At 72.5% G+C, this 20757-nt stretch carries 16 protein-coding genes; 10 read left to right on the top strand and 6 right to left on the bottom strand.

Annotation, left to right across the window (positions count from 1 at the left end; genetic code table 11):
• Positions 1-134: 134 nt before the first annotated feature.
• Entirely contained in the window at positions 135-1067 is a 933-nt protein-coding gene (locus IE305_RS25365; protein WP_190132059.1) for a Ppx/GppA family phosphatase, read from the bottom strand.
• Between the two features lie 45 nt (positions 1068-1112).
• On the opposite strand from IE305_RS25365, the gene IE305_RS25360 reads away from it, so the two are divergent.
• Entirely contained in the window at positions 1113-1955 is an 843-nt protein-coding gene (locus IE305_RS25360) for a DUF3109 family protein (RefSeq protein WP_190132058.1), read from the top strand.
• A 19-nt stretch (positions 1956-1974) separates the two neighbouring features.
• Here the strand turns inward: IE305_RS25360 and IE305_RS25355 are convergent, their stop codons facing one another.
• On the bottom strand, positions 1975-3993 hold the full coding sequence (locus tag IE305_RS25355) for a BACON domain-containing protein (protein WP_190132057.1): 2019 nt from the start codon (positions 3991-3993) through the stop codon (positions 1975-1977).
• A 239-nt stretch (positions 3994-4232) separates the two neighbouring features.
• Here IE305_RS25355 and radA point away from each other — a divergent pair, with 239 nt between their 5' ends.
• Both radA and disA read left to right on the top strand, forming a co-directional pair.
• Entirely contained in the window at positions 4233-5663 is a 1431-nt protein-coding gene (gene radA / locus IE305_RS25350; protein WP_190132056.1) for a DNA repair protein RadA, read from the top strand.
• 148 nt (positions 5664-5811) lie between these two features.
• Positions 5812-6936, top strand: a complete 1125-nt coding sequence (gene disA, locus IE305_RS25345) for a DNA integrity scanning diadenylate cyclase DisA (protein ID WP_190132055.1) — start codon at positions 5812-5814, stop codon at positions 6934-6936.
• A gap of 72 nt (positions 6937-7008) precedes the next feature.
• On the opposite strand, the gene IE305_RS25340 is transcribed toward disA, so the two are convergent.
• On the bottom strand, positions 7009-7839 hold the full coding sequence (locus tag IE305_RS25340; RefSeq protein WP_190132054.1) for a hypothetical protein: 831 nt from the start codon (positions 7837-7839) through the stop codon (positions 7009-7011).
• Between the two features lie 94 nt (positions 7840-7933).
• Positions 7934-8494 (bottom strand): pyridoxamine 5'-phosphate oxidase family protein, encoded by a 561-nt coding sequence (locus IE305_RS25335; RefSeq protein ID WP_190132053.1) that lies wholly within the window; start codon positions 8492-8494, stop codon positions 7934-7936.
• 86 nt (positions 8495-8580) lie between these two features.
• Here IE305_RS25335 and IE305_RS25330 point away from each other — a divergent pair, with 86 nt between their 5' ends.
• The 5 genes from IE305_RS25330 (at position 8581) to cseC (ending at position 12983) form a co-directional block, all read left to right on the top strand.
• Positions 8581-9483, top strand: a complete 903-nt coding sequence (locus IE305_RS25330; RefSeq protein ID WP_190132052.1) for an iron-sulfur binding domain-containing protein — start codon at positions 8581-8583, stop codon at positions 9481-9483.
• A gap of 220 nt (positions 9484-9703) precedes the next feature.
• Positions 9704-10258 carry a SigE family RNA polymerase sigma factor gene (locus tag IE305_RS25325; protein ID WP_190132080.1) on the top strand — a complete coding sequence of 185 codons (555 nt, stop codon included), beginning with the start codon at positions 9704-9706 and terminating at the stop codon, positions 10256-10258.
• Positions 10246-10923 (top strand): LppP/LprE family lipoprotein, encoded by a 678-nt coding sequence (locus IE305_RS25320; protein ID WP_229891517.1) that lies wholly within the window; start codon positions 10246-10248, stop codon positions 10921-10923. The genes IE305_RS25325 and IE305_RS25320 overlap by 13 nt, the downstream gene beginning before the upstream one ends.
• Before the next feature lie 6 nt (positions 10924-10929).
• Positions 10930-11640, top strand: a complete 711-nt coding sequence (gene cseB / locus IE305_RS25315; RefSeq protein WP_190132051.1) for a two-component system response regulator CseB — start codon at positions 10930-10932, stop codon at positions 11638-11640.
• A 41-nt stretch (positions 11641-11681) separates the two neighbouring features.
• A complete protein-coding gene (cseC, locus tag IE305_RS25310) occupies positions 11682-12983 on the top strand; it encodes a two-component system sensor histidine kinase CseC (protein WP_190132050.1) in 1302 nt (433 codons plus the stop codon).
• A gap of 30 nt (positions 12984-13013) precedes the next feature.
• On the opposite strand, the gene IE305_RS25305 is transcribed toward cseC, so the two are convergent.
• Complete coding sequence (locus IE305_RS25305) at positions 13014-13748, bottom strand: M23 family metallopeptidase (RefSeq protein ID WP_190132049.1); 735 nt, start codon at positions 13746-13748, stop codon at positions 13014-13016.
• 316 nt (positions 13749-14064) lie between these two features.
• On the opposite strand from IE305_RS25305, the gene IE305_RS25300 reads away from it, so the two are divergent.
• Positions 14065-14379 (top strand): trypco2 family protein, encoded by a 315-nt coding sequence (locus tag IE305_RS25300; protein WP_190132048.1) that lies wholly within the window; start codon positions 14065-14067, stop codon positions 14377-14379.
• Positions 14380-14382: 3 nt separating this feature from the next.
• Entirely contained in the window at positions 14383-17664 is a 3282-nt protein-coding gene (locus tag IE305_RS25295; protein ID WP_190132047.1) for an NACHT domain-containing protein, read from the top strand.
• A 92-nt stretch (positions 17665-17756) separates the two neighbouring features.
• Here IE305_RS25295 and IE305_RS25290 read toward each other — a convergent pair whose 3' ends face one another.
• The gene (locus IE305_RS25290; RefSeq protein WP_190132046.1) at positions 17757-20282 is read right to left on the bottom strand and encodes an ATP-dependent Clp protease ATP-binding subunit; all 2526 of its coding nucleotides are present in this window, start codon (positions 20280-20282) and stop codon (positions 17757-17759) included.
• Between the last annotated feature and the right edge of the window lie 475 nt (positions 20283-20757).

Genomic DNA, 20757 nt, shown 5'->3' with positions numbered 1-20757 from the left:
TCCCTGTTCGGCGGGGGTCCGGCGGGGCTGCGGGGCGGGGGCGGGCAATAGGGGGCCGTGAGGCGGATCACCGCGTGGTGTGCGTCACCGGGGGGTACGGCGCGGGGGCCGGCGGGGGCTCGGCGGGGCGTGCCTCAGCCCGGTGGCAGGTGGTCCAGACGGCGCAGGATGACGCCCTCGCGGAGGGCCCAGGGGCAGATTTCGATCTCGTCGAGGCCGAAGAGGTCCATGGCCGCCTCCGCGACGAGCGCGCCCGCGAGCAGCTGGCCCGCGCGGCCCTCGGACACGCCCGGCAGCGCGGCGCGCTGTTTGACGGTCATGCCGGCGAGCCGGGGCACCCACTCCTCCAGGGCGGCGCGGTCCAGGGTGCGCTGGACGTACAGGCCCTCGGCGGAGCGGGCCGCGCCGCCGATGCGGGCGAGCTGCCGGAACGTCTTGGAGGTGGCGACGGCGTGGTCGGGCGCGCCGTGGCGGGCGAATTCGCCGACCCGGCGGGCGATCTCGGTACGGACGTGGCGGCGCAGGGCGCGGACGTCGGCGGGGTCGGGCGGGTCGCCGGGGAGCCAGGCGGCGGTGAGGCGGCCGGCGCCCAGGGGGAGGGAGGCGGCGGCGTCGGGTTCCTCGTCGAGGCCGTAGGCGACCTCCAGGGAACCGCCGCCGATGTCGAGGACAAGGAGTTTTCCGGCCGACCAGCCGAACCAGCGGCGGACGGCGAGGAAGGTGAGCCGGGCCTCCTCCTCGCCGCTGAGGACGGACAGGGCGACGCCGGTCTCCTCCTGGACGCGGGCGAGCAGCGCGTCGGCGTTGGACGCCTCGCGGACGGCGGAGGTGGCGAAGGGCAGGACCTCCTCGACGCCCTTGTCCTCGGCGGCGCGCAGGGCGTCGCCGAGCACGCCGATCAGGCGCTCTATGCCGGTGTCGCTGATCGCCCCGTCGTCGTCGAGGAGCTCCGCGAGGCGCAGTTCGGCCTTGTGGGAATGGGCGGGCAGCGGCCGGGCACCGGGGTGGGCGTCGACCACCAGCAGGTGCACCGTGTTCGAGCCCACGTCGAGGACACCGAGTCTCATGGCCTGAACGCTACTGCGACGGGTGCGGCCACTTAGGCTTGAGGGGTGGCGAAGACGAAGAAGGCCAAGCAGGACAAGTCCGGCATCAAGGCCGGCAAGAAGGGCACGCAGCCGGCGGACGCGCCGGGCGCGCCGGGCGTTCCCGACGAAGTCGGGCTCGACTTCGCCCGCGCCTGGGTGGAGTTCCCCGACCCGGCGGACGACGAGCAGGTCTTCCGCTGCGACCTGACGTGGCTGACCTCCCGCTGGACGTGCGTGTTCGGCAGCGGCTGCCAGGGCATCAAGGCGGGCCGGGCCGACGACGGCTGCTGCACGCTGGGCGCGCACTTCTCCGACGAGGAGGACGAGCAGCGGGTGGCGGGGCACGTGGCCCGGCTCACGCCGGACGTGTGGCAGTTCCACGACGTCGGCACGGACTCGGGCTGGACACAGCTCGACGAGGACGACGGCGAGCGGCAGACGCGCCGCTGGAAGGGCTCCTGCATCTTCCAGAACCGGCCGGGCTTCGCGGGTGGCGCCGGCTGCGCGCTGCACATCCTGGCGCTCAAGGAGGGCCGCGAGCCGCTGGAGACCAAGCCGGACGTCTGCTGGCAGCTGCCGGTGCGGCGCACGTACGACTGGATCGACCGGCCGGACGACACCCAGGTGCTGCAGATCAGCATCGGCGAGTACGACCGCCGGGGCTGGGGCCCGGGCGGCCACGACCTGCACTGGTGGTGCACGTCGGCGCGGTCGGCGCACGGCGCCGGGAAGCCGGTGTACGAGTCGTACCGGGCGGAGCTGATCGAGCTGATGGGCCCCGCAGCCTACGACCGGCTGGTGGAGCTCTGCCAGGAGCGCATGGCGTCGCTGCTGCCGATGGCGCCGCACCCGGCCGACCCCCGCTGAACGCCCGCGTCAGCCGCCCTCAGCCGGCCGGCGGTGCCGAGGAGGGCGGCGGCGTCTGCGGCGGCAGGGCGGCGGCGGACGGCGTAGGGGCGGGGGAAGGAGCGGTGCGGGGGCCGGCGCCCCGGCCCTCGATCGTCACCACGGTGCCGCCCGGCGCGATGGCCACGCGCGCGCTCCACGGCCCGGCCGGTTCGCAGGAGCGGTCGACGCTGACGGTGACGGTCACGGACTGACCCGGGCGCAGTACGCCGCCGGGCTGGCTGATCCGCAGCCACGGCACGCCGGCCGACATCGACCAGCTGACGGGCTCGCCGCCGCTCGCGCTGAGCGTGATGACGGTGTCCGGGCCGCTGGGCTGTGCCTCGACGGTCAGCCGGCCGGGACCGCGGCCGGGCGGTGCGGCCGGCGGCATGGTCGTGGCGCCGGGCGCCGGGGCCGCGCCGGGGGCGCCGCGCACCGGTACGGGTCTGCCGTCGGGGCCGAGCACGGCGACGGACAGCTCGGGCGGGTGGTGGCCGAGGGCGGCGCCGGAGCCGGGGGCCGGCGGCCCGCCCAGAGTGGGGCGCCGGCCGCCGCCCGGCTCCCCGTAGTACGGCCCGTAGGGATCGGCGTACGGGTCCGCGTGCGGGTCGGGGTACGCGCCCTGGGGGTGGCCGGCCTCATGGGGGCTGCCGCCGAGGCTGTCGGGATCGGTGGCCGACATGGGGGCGCCCTCGTGGCCCTCGCCGAACGGCAGGCCGCGGTACGCGGCCCACAGGGCCAGGACGGGCGCGGCGACGACGGTGGCGACGACTGTGGTCGTCAGGGCGCGGCTGCGCAGGAGCCCGCGGCGTGCGCCGCGGTCCTTGGGAGCGACGGGGAAGCCGGTGCGGTCGAAGCGCGGGGTGGCGCGTGCCGGGCTCCCGCGCCGGCGCGCGGGGCGCGGGCCCAGGGCGGACAGCATGGCGGCGTGCACGGCGCCGCGGGGGGCGCGCAGTACGGGCAGGGCCGCGGTGGACGCGGTGGTGCCCGGCCACGGCTCGCCGGCGGTGGTGCGCTCGGCGGTGCGGCGGCAGTCGGCGCAGTCGTCGACGTGGCGGACGAGTTCCCGGCGCAGGGTGGCGCCGAGCAGCACCTGTTTGTCGCCGGCGAAGCGGCCCACGACCGGGCAGCGGCCGGACTCTACGACGGCGAGGGCGATGCGGGTGCGCTCGACCTCGCAGGCGGCGCTGGAGAGCAGGGCGCGGGTGGCGTCGGGGTCGAGGCGGAGGACGGCGGCGACCTCGTGCGGGGCGAGACCGTGGCGGACGGCGAGTTCCAGGGACTCGCGCTGCTCCGGGGTGGTGCCGGCGGCCTCCGGCCAGGCGAGGAGGGCGAGGGCGGCACCGGAGTCGGAGCCGGCGACGGGGTCCTTACCGGTACCGCGGCGCGCTGGTGGGCCGTCGCCTTCCGGACCGCCCTCCGGACCGCCCTCGGGCTCATCCTCGGGGCCGGGACCGGGGTCCGTGCCGCTGCGGGTGCGGGTGCGGCCTTTGCCGCGCGCCGGTGGTGCGGCAAGGCGTCGTAGGCATTCCCAGCGCGCGAGGGCGTACAACCAGGCGCGCAGGTTCTCCTCGGCCGCGGGGGCGCGCTCGGCGCGCCGCTCGGCGAGGGCGAGCGCCTCGCCCAGGGCGGCGACGGCGGCGTCGTGGTCGCGCAGGACGGACAGGCAGTACGTGAAGAGGCCGTCCAGGTGGGCCTCGTAGGGCGCGGACGGGGTCTGCACGAGTGTGTCGTCGACGAGCGTCCCGTGGTCGTCGTCGTGGTCGGCGGAGCCCGGGTGCGCGACCTCGGCGGCGAAGGCGACGGTGTCGGCGAGCGCGGCCCCCACCGCCTGCGTACGGGAGGCGTCCGTATGCGGCGGGTGGAGGGAGTGGTGGTCGGGTTCGTCGGCGGCTTCGGCGGTGGGGGCGGGGGCGGCGGGGTCGACGACCGGGGGGCGGGCCGCGCTCGGCGCACTGCTGGGTGCGCGGTGCGCGCCGGTGGCATGCGTGGGGGGCTCGGGCCTGCTCGTCATCATCCCGGCGAAGGTAAGCGGGCTGTAGGAGCCCGTTCGCCCTGCCCTCGTAGCTTTAGCCCATACGGGTGAAGCTGTCCCTCGAAGGGGGACAGGAACCGGTCGCTCCGCAGCGTTGTCGCGCAATGGGCGCCGAGTCGTCACGGAGTTGCCGCGCAGTTGCCACGGAGTCGTCCACGGCGAGGGCCGGCCCGGCCGCCGGGGCCGGACGCGTTGTCGGACCCCACCGCTACGGTGTCCGCATGGCTGCTGCCCGTACCTCCCGCTCGTCCGCCAAGGACCGGCCCTCCTACCGCTGCACCGAGTGCGGCTGGACCACCGCCAAGTGGCTCGGCCGCTGCCCCGAGTGCCAGGCGTGGGGAACGGTCGAGGAGCACGGCGTGCCCGCGGTCCGTACGACCACGCCCGGCCGCGTCACCAACGCCGCGCTGCCCATCGGGCAGGTCGACGGCCGGCAGGCGGCCGCGCGCTCGACGGGCGTGCCCGAGCTGGACCGGGTGCTGGGCGGCGGCCTCGTGCCCGGCGCCGTGGTGCTGCTGGCCGGCGAGCCGGGCGTCGGCAAGTCCACGCTGCTGCTGGACGTGGCCGCCCGCGCCGCCACCGACGAGCACCGCACCCTGTACGTCACGGGCGAGGAGTCGGCGAGCCAGGTGCGGCTGCGCGCGGACCGCATCGGCGCGCTCTCCGAGCACCTGTACCTCGCCGCCGAGACCGACCTGTCCGCCGTCCTCGGGCATCTGGACGCGGTCAAGCCGTCGCTGCTGATCCTCGACTCGGTGCAGACCGTCGCCTCCCCCGAGATCGACGGCGCGCCCGGCGGCATGGCCCAGGTGCGGGAGGTCGCCGGCGCGCTGATCCGCGCCTCCAAGGAGCGCGGCATGTCCACGCTGCTGGTCGGGCACGTCACCAAGGACGGCGCGATCGCCGGCCCCCGCCTGCTGGAGCACCTGGTCGACGTCGTGCTGCACTTCGAGGGCGACCGGCACGCGCGCCTGCGCCTGGTGCGCGGCGTGAAGAACCGCTACGGCGCCACCGACGAGGTCGGCTGCTTCGAGCTGCACGACGAGGGCATCACCGGTCTCGCCGACCCCAGCGGCCTGTTCCTCACGCGCCGCTCCGAGCCCGTCCCCGGCACGTGCCTGACGGTCACCCTGGAGGGCCGCAGACCGCTGGTGGCCGAGGTGCAGGCGCTCACCGTCGACTCGCAGATCCCCTCGCCGCGCCGCACCACCTCCGGCCTGGAGACGTCGCGCGTGTCGATGATGCTGGCCGTGCTGGAGCAGCGCGGCCGGATCAGCGCCCTGGGCAAGCGCGACATCTACAGCGCGACGGTGGGCGGCGTGAAGCTGTCCGAGCCGGCGGCCGACCTGGCCGTCGCGCTCGCCCTGGCCAGCGCGGCGAGCGACACTCCGCTGCCGAAGAACCTGGTGGCCATCGGCGAGGTGGGGCTGGCCGGCGAGGTGCGGCGCGTGACGGGCGTGCAGCGGCGGCTGGCCGAGGCCGCGCGCCTGGGCTTCACGCACGCCCTGGTGCCCACCGACCCGGGCAAGGTGCCCGACGGCATGCGGGTGCTGGAGGTGGCCGACGTGGGCGATGCGCTGCGGGTCCTGCCGCGGCGGCCGCGGCGCGAGAGCCGGGGCGAGGAGGCCGGAGCGTCGAGGACAGCCCCCTAATAGGCTGGGCGCCAGTAGACTTTGCCCTGGTCCCGCCCGTCCGTACGCACCGACGCACACGAAACGCGCCAGCTGGACGTCGTGCGCGACGGAGCGCGGGTCGGCCGGACGGCCCGCGGCACCATGACCTTGCGACCGGAGGAGTGCAGTGGCAGCCAACGACCGGGCATCGGGCCCGGGCAGGGCCGGAGGCAGCTCCGGTGCCGACAGCCTGATGCGCGCCTCGCTGAGCGCCGTCGCCCCCGGCACGGCCCTGCGCGACGGCCTGGAGCGCGTCCTGCGCGGCAATACGGGCGGACTGATCGTCCTCGGCATGGACAAGACCGTCGAGTCGATGTGCACGGGCGGCTTCGTCCTGGACGTCGAGTTCACGGCCACGCGCCTGCGCGAGCTGTGCAAGCTCGACGGCGCCCTGATCCTCGACAAGGACATCACCAAGATCGTGCGGGCGGGCGTCCAGCTCTACCCCGACGCGTCCATCCCCACCGAGGAGACCGGCACGCGCCACCGCACCGCGCAGCGCGTCTCCATCCAGTCCGGCTTCCCGGTGGTCTCCGTCAGCCAGTCGATGCGGCTGATCGCGCTCTACGTGGGCGGCGAGCGGCGCGTGCTGGAGGAGTCGGGCGCCATCCTGTCCCGCGCCAACCAGGCCCTGGCGACGCTGGAGCGGTACAAGCTCCGGCTGGACGAGGTCGCCGGCACGCTCTCCGCGCTGGAGATCGAGGACCTGGTGACCGTCCGCGACGTCACCGCCGTCTCGCAGCGGCTGGAGATGGTGCGCCGCATCGCCACGGAGATCGCCGAATACGTGGTCGAGCTGGGCACCGACGGCCGGCTGCTCTCCCTCCAGCTGGACGAGCTGATCGCCGGCGTGGAGCCCGAGCGCGAGCTCGTCGTACGGGACTACGTGCCCGAGCCCACCGCCAAGCGCACCCGCACGGTCGCCGAGGCGCTGTCCGAGCTGGACTCGCTCACCCACGCCGAACTGCTCGAACTGCCCATCGTGGCGCGGGCCCTGGGCTACAGCGGCTCCCCCGAGACGCTCGACTCGGCCGTGTCGCCGCGCGGCTACCGGCTGCTGGCCAAGGTGCCGCGGCTGCCGGGCGCCATCATCGAGCGGCTCGTGGACCACTTCGGCGGGCTGCAGAAGCTGCTGGCCGCCAGCGTGGACGACCTGCAGACGGTCGACGGCGTCGGCGAGGCCCGCGCCCGCTCGGTCCGCGAGGGCCTCTCGCGCCTGGCCGAGTCCTCGATCCTGGAACGGTACGTCTGAGAAGACCTGCCTACGGGTGAGGGGCCCGCGCTGCGCAGCGCGGGCCCCTCACCCGTATCCGTACGGACCGGCTCAGCCCTGTTCCAGGGCGAACTCCGTGCGCTCGGTGACGCCGCCGACCTTCACCTCGACCCGATAGGTGCCCGGCCCGGCGGCCGCGCCCGGCGCCGGCGTGCCGCACTGCGGGGCGCTGCGCCGGCGGTCCCACTCCAGGGTCCGCTTGGTCTCGCCGGAGCCCGGCAGCTCGATGAGGACGGCGCCCCGGCCGCGCGGGCAGTCGTCGGAGGCCCAGACGTGCTCCTCGCCCTTGCTGTCGGTGATCTTCAGCAGGGCGGCGGCGGAGCCGAAGTCGACCTTGCAGGCGCTGCTGCCGGAGTTCTTCACGACGAGCTCGAACCGGGGCTTCTCGTCCGGCTTGTAGGCGTCCTTCACGCTGCGCACGCTGATGCGCACGTCGCCCGGCGAGCAGTCGGGCAGGGTCGAGCGGGCCACCGGGGCACGGCCGTCGCCGGTCACCGCGATGCCCGCTCCCCCGCCGAACCCGATGGCGGCGCTGCCGCCCGCCGTCCCGGCGCCGCCCGCCCCGCCGGAACCGGCACCGCCGCTCCCCGCCTGGGCACCGCCGGAGCCCGCGCCGCCACCGCTCGCGGAATCGCCGCGGCCGCCCGGCCGTTCGCTGATGTGCGGCCCCGAGGGTGTGGGCCCCGGCGTGATGGTGGACTGCGACGGGCCCTTGGCGTCCGTGCTGTCGTCCTCACTGCCGCTCGAGCCCCCGTCACCACCCAGGGTGAGCAGCCACAACACCAGCACCACCAGAAGCACGAGCAGGCCAACCGCAACTGCCCTCCGCCGCCAGTAGATGGAGGAGGGAAGCGGCCCGATCGGATTGCGCAGAGATCCCACGCGAAGACTCTACGAGAGATCGGACGGGGGACCAGCCAGTACCCGCCGTAGGGGTGCCTGGTTTTCCCATCATCTGCCCGGTGCCGGGCACCGGCTACGCGCTCTGCGGTGCCGCCGTGCCCGTCCGTGACCACTCCGACTTGTGGCCGAAACCCCGTCCGTTGTCGACGAGTCGGAGCCAGTCGGGCCGCAGCTCCCACAGGTCGGTGCGTTCGACGGCCTGCCGGAGGCGGTCGTCCGCGGCCACGTAAGGGAAGCGTTCCGTGTAGGCGTGCCAGGCGGATTGACGTTCCGTCCCCTGCAACAGGCGGCAGCGGCCGCGCCCCTGTACGCCCGTCAGTTCCGTCCACTGCTGTCCGTCGCGCTGCACGGTGAAGGCCACGCGCGCGTGCCCGGGGCCCTGCGCCAGGGCGCGGCCGTGCCGGGTCGTGGCGGAGGTGACGAACACCAGGGCGGGCGCCTGCCACACGTTCCGGCCGCCGTCACCCTCCGTGCCGGGGAGTGCGGCGTGGACGGCGTACAGCACCGCGCACGCCTGCGGGCCGTCCTCGTCGGCGTAGGCGAGGGTGAGCGTCGTATGGGCCTCCAAGGCCGCCTGGATGAGGGGCCCGGGGCCGCCGGTCGTTCCGTTGCCGTTGCCGTTGCCGTCCGTCATGGCACCCAGCCTAGGACGGGCCGTCCCGCCCCTTCCTGCCTGCGCGTTTCGCCGGGGCTCGGGGGCCGTGCCAGGATCGGAGCGCCATGACAGTCACCGCCGCCGCCCAGCAGACGTCCGCCCTCCTCCACGCGCCCGTGATCGACTGGTTCGACGCGCACGCGCGCGACCTCCCCTGGCGCCGTCCGGAGACCGGCCCGTGGGGCGTGATGGTCAGCGAGTTCATGCTCCAGCAGACGCCCGTCAGCCGCGTCCTGCCGGTCTACGAGCAGTGGCTGGCGCGCTGGCCCAGCCCCGCCGCCCTGGCGGCCGAGGCGCCGGGCGAGGCGGTGCGCGCCTGGGGCCGGCTCGGCTACCCGCGCCGTGCGCTGCGGCTGCACGCCGCCGCGACGGCGATCACCGAGCGGCACGGCGGCGAGGTGCCCAGCGACCACGGCGCGCTGCTGGCGCTGCCCGGCGTCGGCGAGTACACGGCCGCGGCGGTGGCGTCGTTCGCGTACGGGCAGCGGCACGCCGTCCTCGACACCAATGTGCGCCGGGTCTTCGCCCGCGCCGTGACGGGTGTGCAGTACCCGCCGAACGCCACGACCGCCGCCGAGCGCCGGCTGGCGCGCGAACTGCTGCCCCAGCGCGAGCCGGTGGCCGCGCGCTGGGCGGCGGCCACGATGGAGCTGGGCGCACTGGTGTGCACGGCTCGTACGCCCGCGTGCGGAAGCTGCCCGATCGCCGACCGGTGTGCCTGGCGCGCCGCCGGTTCGCCGGCCCACGACGGTCCGCCGCGCCGCGGCCAGACGTACGCGGGCACGGACCGCCAGGTGCGCGGCAAGCTGCTGGCCGTGCTGCGCGAGGCGGTCGCGCCGGTGCCGCAGGCCGCACTGGACGCGGTGTGGGACGAGCCGGTGCAGCGCGCCCGCGCGCTGGACGGACTCGTGGCCGACGGGCTGGTGGAGCCGCTGGACGACGGCACCTATCGACTGCCACTGACGTAGGGCCGGGGGCCGTTCCGCCTCTGATACGAAACGGACAGACCCCTCTTGACCGATCTTTCCCACCGGTATCGCCGCCGCTGTTACACAACCTATGGACAGCTGTGCACCAGCCGACGGGCTGATGCACATCACGTCGCAACAGCGTCTCCGTAGCGTCCTCCCCGTGCTGGAGGACCACCAGCGTGGCACGGGGAGCGCAAGCGGAATGGAGGCTGCGAGTATGGCCAGCAGCGGCAAGGTTCTGGACTTCGAGGAGTACGTTCGCAACCGTCAGGACGCCCTGCTGCGCAGCGCCCGGCGCCTGGTTCCGGACCCCATCGACGCCCAGGACCTCCTCCAGACCGCCCTGGTCCGCACCTACGGCCGCTGGGAAGGCATAGCGGACAAGTCGCTGGCCGACGCCTACCTGCGCCGTGTCATGATCAACACGCGCACGGAGTGGTGGCGTGCGCGCAAGCTGGACGAGGTCCCCACCGAGCAGCTGCCCGACGCCAGCGTGGAGGACGGCACCGAGCAGCACGCCGACCGCGCGCTGCTGATGGACATCCTCGGTGTGCTCGCGCCCAAGCAGCGCAGCGTCGTCGTCCTGCGACACTGGGAGCAGATGAGCACGGAGGAGACCGCGGAGGCGCTCGGCATGTCCACCGGCACGGTCAAGAGCACCCTGCACCGGGCCCTGGCCCGGCTGCGGCAGGAGCTGGAGAGCCGTGACCTCGACTTCCACGCCCTCGAGCGCGTCGACCGGGGGCGGGAGCGGGAACGGTGCGCGGCCTGAAGGACGCCGCCGGCCTACGGCCGGCGCTGATCACCGGTGGCGCGGTCACTGCGATGGCCGCTGCCGCCGGTCTTCTGCTTGCCGGGTGCGGGGCGAGCAGCGAGGGCGTGCGCAAGGAGGGCCCCGCGCAGACCCAGTCCGCGGCCAAGTCGCCGAGCCGGGCGCCGTCCGCGAGCGCCACGCCGGTGCAGGTGAAGATCGACGCGATCAAGCTGATCAAGTCGGACCCCAAGGTCAGCGACCAGATCAAGAAGAACCTCAAGCCGTGCGTCAAGGACCAGTACCCGGTCGACGTCACCTACGGGCAGCTCACCGGCTCGTCCCGGCCCGACGTCGTGGTGAACGTGCTGACGTGCGGCGACTCGTTCGGCATCGGCTCCTACGTGTACCGTCCCCGGGAGAACGCCCAGGGGGACGGCCCCCAGGCGTACGAGAATGTGTTCACGGCCGAGCAGTCGCCCGTCTACGCGGACATCGACCGCAAGGAACTGACGATCACCCGGCAGGTCTACGGGCCCGGTGACGCCGTCTGCTGTCCGTCGGGCGAGGACGTCGTGACCTACGAGTGGTCCGGCGACACGTTCAAGGAGACGGGCCGTACGCACACCGACTACAACAAGGTCGGCAACACCGGCAAGGTACCGAGCGAGGGAACGGAGGGCTGAGGGCGCGTGGCCGATACGCATGTGCTCTTCGTCGAGGACGACGACGTCATCCGCGAGGCGACCCAGCTCGCGCTGGAGCGCGACGGCTTCGTCGTGACGGCGGTGCCGGACGGCCTGGCGGGGCTGGAGAGCTTCCGCGCCAAGCGGCCGGACATCGCGCTGCTCGACGTCATGGTGCCGGGCCTGGACGGCGTGAGCCTGTGCCGCCGCATCCGTGACGAGTCCACCGTCCCCGTGATCATGCTGTCGGCGCGGGCCGACTCCATCGACGTCGTGCTCGGCCTGGAGGCCGGCGCGGACGACTACGTGACCAAGCCCTTCGACGGCGCCGTGCTCGTCGCCCGTATCCGCGCCGTGCTGCGCCGCTTCGGGCACGCCAGCGGGCCGAACGGCGCGGCCCCGGCCGCCGAGCAGCCGGAGGCCATCGGCGCCGGCGTGCTGCGCTTCGGCGACCTGGAGGTCGACACCGAGGGCATGGAGGTCCGCAAGGGCGGCCGGCCCGTCGCCCTCACCCCCACCGAGATGCGGCTGCTGCTGGAGTTCTCCGCCGCACCCGGCACCGTCCTCTCCCGCGACCGGCTGCTGGAGCGGGTCTGGGACTACGGCTGGGGCGGCGACACGCGCGTCGTCGACGTGCACGTGCAACGGCTCCGCGGAAAGATCGGCCAGGACCGCATCGAGACGGTCCGCGGCTTCGGCTACAAGCTCCGGGGCTGATCCGCAGCTCATGATCATGGTCGTGTCGTGGTGATCGCCCCGTGGTGAAGCTCGCTCTCCGCAGTGGCCTGCGCTGGAAGGTCAGCCTGGCGATCGCGGGCGTGGGCGCACTCGTCGCGGTCGCCCTCAGCCTCGTCGTGCACAACGCGGCACGCGTGTCGATGCTCAACAGCAGCCGCGACCAGATGGACGACCGGGTGCAGATCGCCCAGCGGTACTACGAATCCACCGGCGGCAAGCTCATGCTGCGCGCCAAGGTGGACGACCCGGCCCTGCCCAAGCCCCTGCGCGAGGCCGCCGACCTGGGCCTGCGCGCCACGTACCTCCAGGACAGCGGCAACGGCGCCCCCGAGGTGTGGGCGTCCACGCCGCTGCGCAACGGCAAGATCCTCTCGATCCACACGCGGTTCAAGGACCGCTACGACATCCTCAACGACCTCGACCGCGCCCTGATCATCGGCTCGGTGTCCGTGGTGCTCGGCGGCACCGCGCTCGGCATCCTCGTCGGCGGCCAGCTCTCCCGGCGGCTCCGCAAGGCCGCCATGGCGGCCCGCAAGCTCGCCGACGGCGACCCGGACGTCCGCGTGCGCGACGCCATCGGCGGACGCGTACGGGACGAGACGGACGACCTGGCGCGCGCCGTCGACGGCATGGCGGAGGCGCTGCGCGACCGGCTGGAGGCCGAGCGGCGCGTCACCGCCGACATCGCGCACGAGCTGCGGACGCCCGTCACGGGCCTGGTCACGGCGGCCGAGCTGCTGCCCCCCGGCCGCCCCAGCGAGCTGGTCCGCGACCGCGCGCAGGCCATGCGCACCCTGGTCGAGGACGTCCTGGAGGTCGCCCGGCTCGACGGCTTCGCCGAGCGCGCGGAAATGCAGGACATCGAGCTGGGCGAGTTCGTACAGCGCCGGGTGCGCACGGTGGCGCCGGAGGCGCGCATCACGGTCGCGCGCGACGCGTACGTGTCGACGGACCCGCGCCGGCTGGAGCGCATCCTCATGAACCTGCTGGCCAACGCCGCCAAGCACGGCCGCGGGCCGGTGGACGTGACGGTGGAGGGCCGGGTCGTACGGGTCCGTGACCACGGCCCCGGCTTCCCCGAGGAACTGCTGCGCGAGGGCCCCAGCCGCTTCCGCACGGGCAGCAAGGACCGCGCGGGCAAGGGCCACGGCCTGGGCCTGACGATCGCGGTCGGCCAGGCCCGCGTCCTGGGCGCACGGCTCACGTTCCGCAACGCCGACCCGGAGACCGAGGGCGGCACGGGCGCGGTGGCGGTGCTGTGGCTGCCCGAGTCGTCACCGACGAGCACGGGCAGCTTCCCGATCATCCAGGTGCCGGACTAGGCACCGGGCGGGCCTTTGCGGGACTGGTGGTCAGAGGTTCTGGCCGTGGTCCTTCATGAAGCCCATGGGCTCGACGGCGGTGCCGTAGTTCGGGGTGGTGCGGATCTCGAAGTGCAGGTGGGGACCGCTGGAGTTGCCGGTGGAGCCCGACAGGGCGATCTCCTGGCCAGTGGTCACGGTCTGGCCGACGGTGACGTTCACCTGCGACAGGTGCGCGTACTGCGAGTACGTGTTGTCGTCGTGCTTGATCACGACGGCGTTGCCGTAGGCCGGGCCGTCGCCACCACCGTTGGGACCGGCCTTCACGACAGTGCCGCCGTGGACGGCCATGACCGGCGTACCGGAGTTCACGACCAGGTCCTGGCCGCTGTGCTTGTTGATCCACATGTTGCCGGACTTGCCGAACGGCTGACCGACGGCATACCCGGCGACCGGCGCCACCCAGGCGTCGGCACGGCTGCGCGACGCCTCGGCCTTCGCCCGGGCCTCCTCGGCCCGCTTGGCGGCCTCGGCACGCGCCTTCTCGGCAGCAGCCTGCTTCTCCTTCTCGGCCGCCTTCAGCTGCGTCTCGGCCTGCGCCTTGACCGTGTCGCCGAGCACGGCGTGCGGCGCGATCGCGGCCAGGGAAGACGGTGCAGCGACGTCCGCGGCGAGCGCGACCCCGGAACCCAGCACGACCGACGCCCCGACCCCGACGGCCGCGAGGGCGGCGACACGGGTACGGGTGGTCTTGCTCGGCTCACGGAAAGCGGTGCGCATCGTCATTCGGAAAAACCTCCAGGCATGAACAGGCCCCGGCTGCGCGCCGGGGTCGCCATTCCTTGGTACCGAGTGGTGGGAGGGGTGTCGAGAAGGGGAATTACGAGGGGGGTTAGTAACGATCTAAGGCCGTTCGGGTCGGTGACTTCTCCTATTCGCTGCGGCAAAGGGCGCCATGGGGAGGAAGGGGGATGAACTATCGGTGGTCGTAGCGGCGGAAACCCCTGTGGGCGGTGTCACGCGATACGGCCCGGAGGGCCGGGGCTCGGCGGTACGCTCCGTGCAGCGCACGCGCACGGTGCGTGCAGGAGGGGGCTGGGGGATGTTCGACGACATCGAGCTGTCGGAGGCGGTCCGGGCGATCCGCGACGGGCTGACGAGCGCGGCGGCCGCGGGGGCGGAAGAAGCTTTGAGCTTCGAGGTCGGGGAGATCTCGATGGAGTTCACGGTCGAGCTGCGCCGGGACGCGAAGGCCAACGGCGGCGTGAAGGCATGGGTGATCGACGCGGGCACGGAGGGCTCCCGGGGGTCGACGCGCACGCACAAGGTGGCGTTCACGCTGACGCCGAAGGACCGGCGGACGGGAGAGGGCTGGAAGGTCGGCAACGACCGGCCGGCGGGGATCTCGGGGTTCTGAGCGGTGGCGTCGCCACTGTCGGTGGAGGACCGGGTCGTCGCGGTGCTCGGGGAGCAGCAGGGCAGTGGGGTGCTGCTGACGCCGCGGCTGGTGCTGACGAGCGCGCATGTGGTCGGCGGGAGGCCGACGGCCGAAGTCGCCCGCCCAGGCGGCGAGGGGCTGACGGAATGCGAGGTCGTCTGGCGATACCAGGGCCACGAATACTTCTTACCGGGTGTTGACGGCGCCCTGCTCCGAGCCGAGGAGAGCCTTCTTCCCGACGAATCTCTCGCCACCATGCGCTGGGGGCGAGCCGGGAGCGAGCCGATACGCGGTTGCCAGGTGCTGGGTTTCCCCCAGGTACAGCGGTACGCCGGCGATCAGCTGGAAGCCGTGCAGATCACCGGGACGCTGACGCCCTTCTCCGGCAAGATTCGAGACCGCTACGTGCTACGCCTCGATCATCAGCCGCCCGAGCCGATAGGAGGGCGGTCCCCCTGGGCGGGGCTGTCCGGCGGGCCTCTCTTCGCCGGGGAGGTGCTGCTCGGGACAGTCGTCTCGGACGCCGCAGGGTGGAACCACTCCGCGATCGAGGCAAGCCCGCTGAGCACTCTCCAGCAGCATCCCGGCTTCATACTGGCCATCGGGCGGAAGGTCCCCCTGCTGGACACGGTCCGTTCCGTCCACCCCGCCGACCGCCCCTACGAGGCCCAGTACGCCAAGGCCCTCACCTCCCACTACAGCCGCATGGAGATCTTCGGCCTGGACGAACTCGGCGCGAACGAGAACGACTGGGACCTCGACACCGCGTACTTGAGCCTGGAGGCCCGGTCCGCCGAGGACGACGACCCGCCTCACCACCGCACCCAGCGGATCGAGGACCTCCTCGCCTCCCGCCCGCGGACGCTCCTACGCGGCGAGGCGGGCGCCGGCAAGACGACGCTGGTGTGGTGGCTCGCCTCGCATGCCGCCCGCGGCACCCTGCCAGAGGCGCTGGAGCCGCTGAACGGCCTGGTTCCCTTCGTCGTACCGATGCGCAGCCTTGCTGCTCAGGGCATCACCGCTCCCACGCCGGCCCAGCTGCCGACGGTCGCGCAGCTGCCGCTGGACGCGCCGCCTGACGGCTGGGCGGGACGGGTGCTGGAGGACGGCCGGGCACTGCTGCTCGTCGACGGCATGGACGAACTGCCGCAGCGCGACCGCGCCCCGGCGCGGAAGTGGCTGACCGGCCTGCTGCGCATGTACCCGGACACGCGGTGCCTGGTGACGGTACGGCCCCAGGCCGTCGAGCAGAACTGGCTGGGGGCGGAGCGCTTCGAGGAGCTACGGCTGCTGCCGATGAGCGACGTGGACATCCAGGCGTTCGTTGCCGCCTGGCACGAGGCGGCGCGCCTGGAGTACGCCGGCATGCGCGACCGGCAGCGGGCGAAACGCGAGCAGGCCCGCCTGACGGCACTGGAGATGGAGCTCGGCCAGGAGTTCCACCGCAACGCCGTCCTGCGCGACCTGGCCCGTACGCCGCTCCTCTGCGCCGTCATCTGCGCGCTGCACCGCCGCCGCAGCGGCTTACTGCCGCGCACGCGCCACCAGCTGTACGAGGCGGCCCTGTCGATGCTGCTGGGCGACCGGGACGCGCACCGCCGTATCCAAGCGCCGGAGGGCATCGAGCTGACCGTCGAGGAGGGGCAACAGCTGCTCCAGCGCATCGCCGTCTGGCTGGTGCGCAACGGACGCGCCGAGCTGTCGCGGCAGCAGGCCTTGCGGCAGGTCGGCCTCGCCATGAAGGGGCTGCGGAAGGTGCGCGAACAGGGTGCGCCCGAGGCCGTGCTCACACATTTGCTGAACCGAAGCGGGCTGCTTCAGGAACGCACGACGGGCTCGCTGCAATTCATTCACCGCACCTTCCAGGACTTCCTCGCCGCGAAGGAATTCAAGGACAGTGATTCGCTGGGCGAATTGCTGAGCCATGCGGGCAACGAGCAATGGCAGGACGTCATTCGCCTGGTGATCGGGCACTGCGGCCGGCGTGAGGCCCAAGGGGTCGTCGACGATCTGATGGCTGCGGCGGACAAGGCGCCCGGCCGCGAGGAAGAGTGGCCCCTGCGGGTCCTGGCCGCAGAGTGCGCGCAGGCCGCGCCATACGTCGACGAGGAGCAGCACGACGCCGTCTGGGGCGGGCTCAGGGCCCTCTGCCCGCCGCTGAGCGACGAGGAGGCGGGTTACCTGGCGTCGCTGGGCCCGGACGTCCTGCCGGTCCTGCCGGGCCCCGAGGACGTGTCGGCGCCGTGGTCAGCCCTGCTGACCGTTCGCGTCCTCGGGAGGCTCGGGGACCCAGCCGTACCGCTGCTCCGGCGCTATGGGCAGCATCCGGAGCCGGGAGTGCGCCACGAGGTGGTGGAGCAGTGGGCGGCGATGGACCTGGAGACGTACGCCCGCGACGTCCTGGCCGGCATACGGCTCGACGACATCGAGGTACTCGTACCGTGCCGGGCAGCGCTCGCCCATCTGCCTCTTCTCGGTCCGACGCCGGACGTGGTACTCCGCGAGAACCAGACCTCCGACGACATTCGCCGGGGTCTTCGGGGCCGGGCACTGGTATCGCTGTCGCTGCTGTACAACGCCGACCTCACCGATCTGGAGTTCCTGCGCGACCACCCCGAACTGCAGATGCTGAGGATTCTCTTCTCGTCCGAGGTGCTCGATGCATCGGCCATGACCGTGCCGACGTTGCGCCATCTGCACATCTCCCTCGAAAGCTTTTCGGCGGGCGCGCTCCATGTCCTTCCTGCCCTGCGGCACCTCACGCGGCTCAGCGTGATCCCGCGCGCCGACGGAAAACTTCCGCCGGCCCATCCGGGCGTGGAGGAGCTGGTCGTCGAGAACGGATTCGACCCGGTGGAGCTCGACGGCATCGACGAATGGCGGGGGCTTCGGCAAGTACGCCTCGATTCGCCCTTGGCGTCCTCGGACGATCTCGGGGTCTTGGCCGCACTTCCCGCACTGCGCGTACTGCGGTTCCCACTCATGGACGTCCGCGACCTGGAAACGGCCGACGGCTTTCCTGGCGTCCGGCACCTCGCTGTGCAAATCGCCGGTAGCACGGGGGTCCTGGACGAAAGGCTGTTCCGTGCCTTCCCCGGATTGCGCGAGCTCGGGCTCGCGGCCGTCGGTCGCGCCAAGATCGTGCTCGACCTGACTCGCCACCCCGACCCGTCCGCCCGGCTCGACGTGACCGTCCCGTCGTTGTTCGACTTCACCGTCCTCGGCGCCGACCGTTTCGGCGACCGCCTCACCATCAAGCGCTGAACCCGGACCGCCGAAAAACAAAGCCGGCCCCGGAATCGTCTCCCAACGATTCCGGGGCCGGCCCGTACTGCTCAGTCCCTACCGACTACCGCTCACGCGTCCTTGGACAGGTTGGGCCCCGCCCCACCCGCCGCGGACTCGACCGGCGGGGTGTCCGGCAGAGCGGACTTCTCCTCGCCGCGGAAGGTGAACTTCTTCTCCTCGCCTTCGCCCTCCGTGCCGACGACCACGATGTGGCCCGGGCGGAGCTCGCCGAAGAGGATCTTCTCGGACAGGACGTCCTCGATCTCGCGCTGGATGGTCCGGCGGAGCGGGCGGGCGCCCAGGATCGGGTCGTAGCCCTTCTTCGCCAGGAGCGCCTTCGCGTCGCCGCTGAGCTCGATGCCCATGTCGCGGTCCTTCAGGCGCTCGTCCACCTTGGCGATCATCAGGTCGACGATCTGGATGATGTCGTCCTGCGACAGCTGGTGGAAGACCACCGTGTCGTCGACACGGTTGAGGAACTCCGGCCGGAAGTGCTGCTTGAGCTCTTCGTTGACCTTCGCCTTCATCCGCTCGTACCCGGTCTTGACGTCGCCCTGGGCGGCGAAGCCCAGGTTGAAGCCCTTGGAGATGTCCCGGGTGCCGAGGTTCGTCGTCATGATGATGACGGTGTTCTTGAAGTCGACCACACGGCCCTGGGAGTCGGTCAGGCGACCGTCCTCCAGGATCTGGAGCAGCGAGTTGAAGATGTCCGGGTGGGCCTTCTCGACCTCGTCGAAGAGGACGACGGAGAACGGCTTGCGGCGCACCTTCTCGGTGAGCTGGCCGCCCTCCTCGTAGCCCACGTAGCCGGGCGGGGAGCCGAACAGACGCGAGACGGTGTGCTTCTCGCTGAACTCCGACATGTCGAGGGAGATCAGCGCGTCCTCGTCGCCGAAGAGGAACTCGGCGAGCGTCTTGGACAGCTCGGTCTTACCGACGCCGGACGGGCCGGCGAAGATGAACGATCCGCCGGGGCGCTTGGGGTCCTTCAGGCCCGCACGCGTGCGCCGGATGGCCTGGGAGAGCGCCTTGATGGCGTCCTTCTGGCCGATGACGCGCTTGTGCAGCTCGTCCTCCATGCGCAGCAGGCGGGAGGACTCCTCCTCCGTCAGCTTGAAGACCGGGATGCCGGTGGCGGTGGCGAGGACCTCGGCGATCAGGTCGCCGTCGACCTCGGCGACGACGTCCATGTCGCCGGCCTTCCACTCCTTCTCCCGCTTGGCCTTCGCGGCGAGCAGCTGCTTCTCCTTGTCGCGGAGGGAGGCTGCCTTCTCGAAGTCCTGGGAGTCGATCGCGGACTCCTTCTCCCGGCGGACGTCGGCGATCTTCTCGTCGAACTCGCGGAGGTCCGGCGGCGCGGTCATGCGGCGGATGCGCATCCGGGAGCCGGCCTCGTCGATGAGGTCGATGGCCTTGTCGGGCAGGAAGCGGTCGGAGATGTAGCGGTCGGCCAGGGTGGCGGCCTGGACGAGGGCCTCGTCCGTGATGGAGACCCGGTGGTGGGCCTCGTAGCGGTCGCGCAGACCCTTGAGGATCTCGATCGTGTGCGGCAGCGACGGCTCGGCGACCTGGATGGGCTGGAAGCGGCGCTCGAGGGCGGCGTCCTTCTCCAGGTGCTTGCGGTACTCGTCGAGCGTGGTGGCGCCGATGGTCTGGAGCTCGCCGCGCGCCAGCATCGGCTTGAGGATCGACGCGGCGTCGATCGCGCCCTCGGCGGCGCCCGCACCGACCAGCGTGTGCAGCTCGTCGATGAACAGGATGATGTCGCCGCGGGTGCGGATCTCCTTGAGGACCTTCTTCAGGCGCTCCTCGAAGTCACCGCGGTAGCGGGAGCCGGCGACCAGGGCACCCAGGTCGAGGGTGTAGAGGTGCTTGTCCTTGAGGGTCTCGGGCACCTCGCCCTTGACGATGGCCTGGGCCAGGCCCTCGACGACGGCGGTCTTGCCGACACCGGGCTCGCCGATGAGGACCGGGTTGTTCTTGGTACGGCGGGACAGCACCTGCATGACCCGCTCGATCTCCTTCTCGCGCCCGATGACCGGGTCGAGCTTGGACTCACGGGCGGCCTGGGTCAGGTTGCGGCCGAACTGGTCCAGGACGAGCGAGGTCGAGGGCGTGCCCTCGGCCGGGCCGCCGGCCGTGGCGGCCTCCTTGCCCTGGTAGCCGGAGAGCAGCTGGATGACCTGCTGCCGCACCCGGTTCAGGTCGGCGCCCAGCTTGACCAGGACCTGGGCGGCGACGCCCTCGCCCTCACGGATCAGGCCGAGCAGGATGTGCTCGGTGCCGATGTAGTTGTGGCCGAGCTGGAGGGCCTCGCGGAGCGACAGCTCCAGGACCTTCTTGGCACGGGGGGTGAAGGGGATGTGGCCGGACGGGGCCTGCTGGCCCTGGCCGATGATCTCCTCCACCTGCTGGCGGACCGCCTCGAGCGAAATCCCGAGGCTCTCCAGGGCCTTAGCGGCGACACCCTCACCCTCGTGGATCAGGCCCAGGAGGATGTGCTCGGTGCCGATGTAGTTGTGGTTGAGCATCCGGGCTTCTTCCTGAGCCAGGACGACAACCCGCCGCGCACGGTCGGTGAACCTCTCGAACATCGTTAATCGCTCCTCAGAGCGGTCAGGCAGTAAGGGGTCGGTCCCCTCCCTGTCCTTCCGCATGCTAGTCCCGCAGGACGGGACAGCTCATTCCAACTGCCGACATCCGTCCGGATCACCCCCGCGCCGGCGGGGAAATCTGCTGCCGAACAGCCGACATCTCCTCCAACCCGATGGTGGGAGACGATGTTCCCGCAGGCCAGGCAGATACGCGCACCACCACTACGCCGATGGCGAACGCCCGCTTGACCCGGCACGCGACCCCCCGGCTCCGCCACCACCCCGGTGACGTGCCGATTGCCGCGCTGCACCGCCTCTTCTCACGGGGAATGTCCTACCCGTGGGCACCGACACTCCATGCGGTGCGGGCCCCGCGCCTCCGCTACGGGCGAACACCGTCGCGCCGTACGGAGCGTCCGTGCGCCCCGGCGTCCTATACGCAGCGTGCCCAACTATCCACAATGCGTAACCTCTT

The organism is Streptomyces mashuensis (genome assembly GCF_014654785.1).
In the GTDB taxonomy this organism is placed as follows: Bacteria; Actinomycetota; Actinomycetes; order Streptomycetales; family Streptomycetaceae; genus Streptomyces; species Streptomyces mashuensis.
This window is presented reverse-complemented; position numbering and strand designations above follow the sequence as displayed.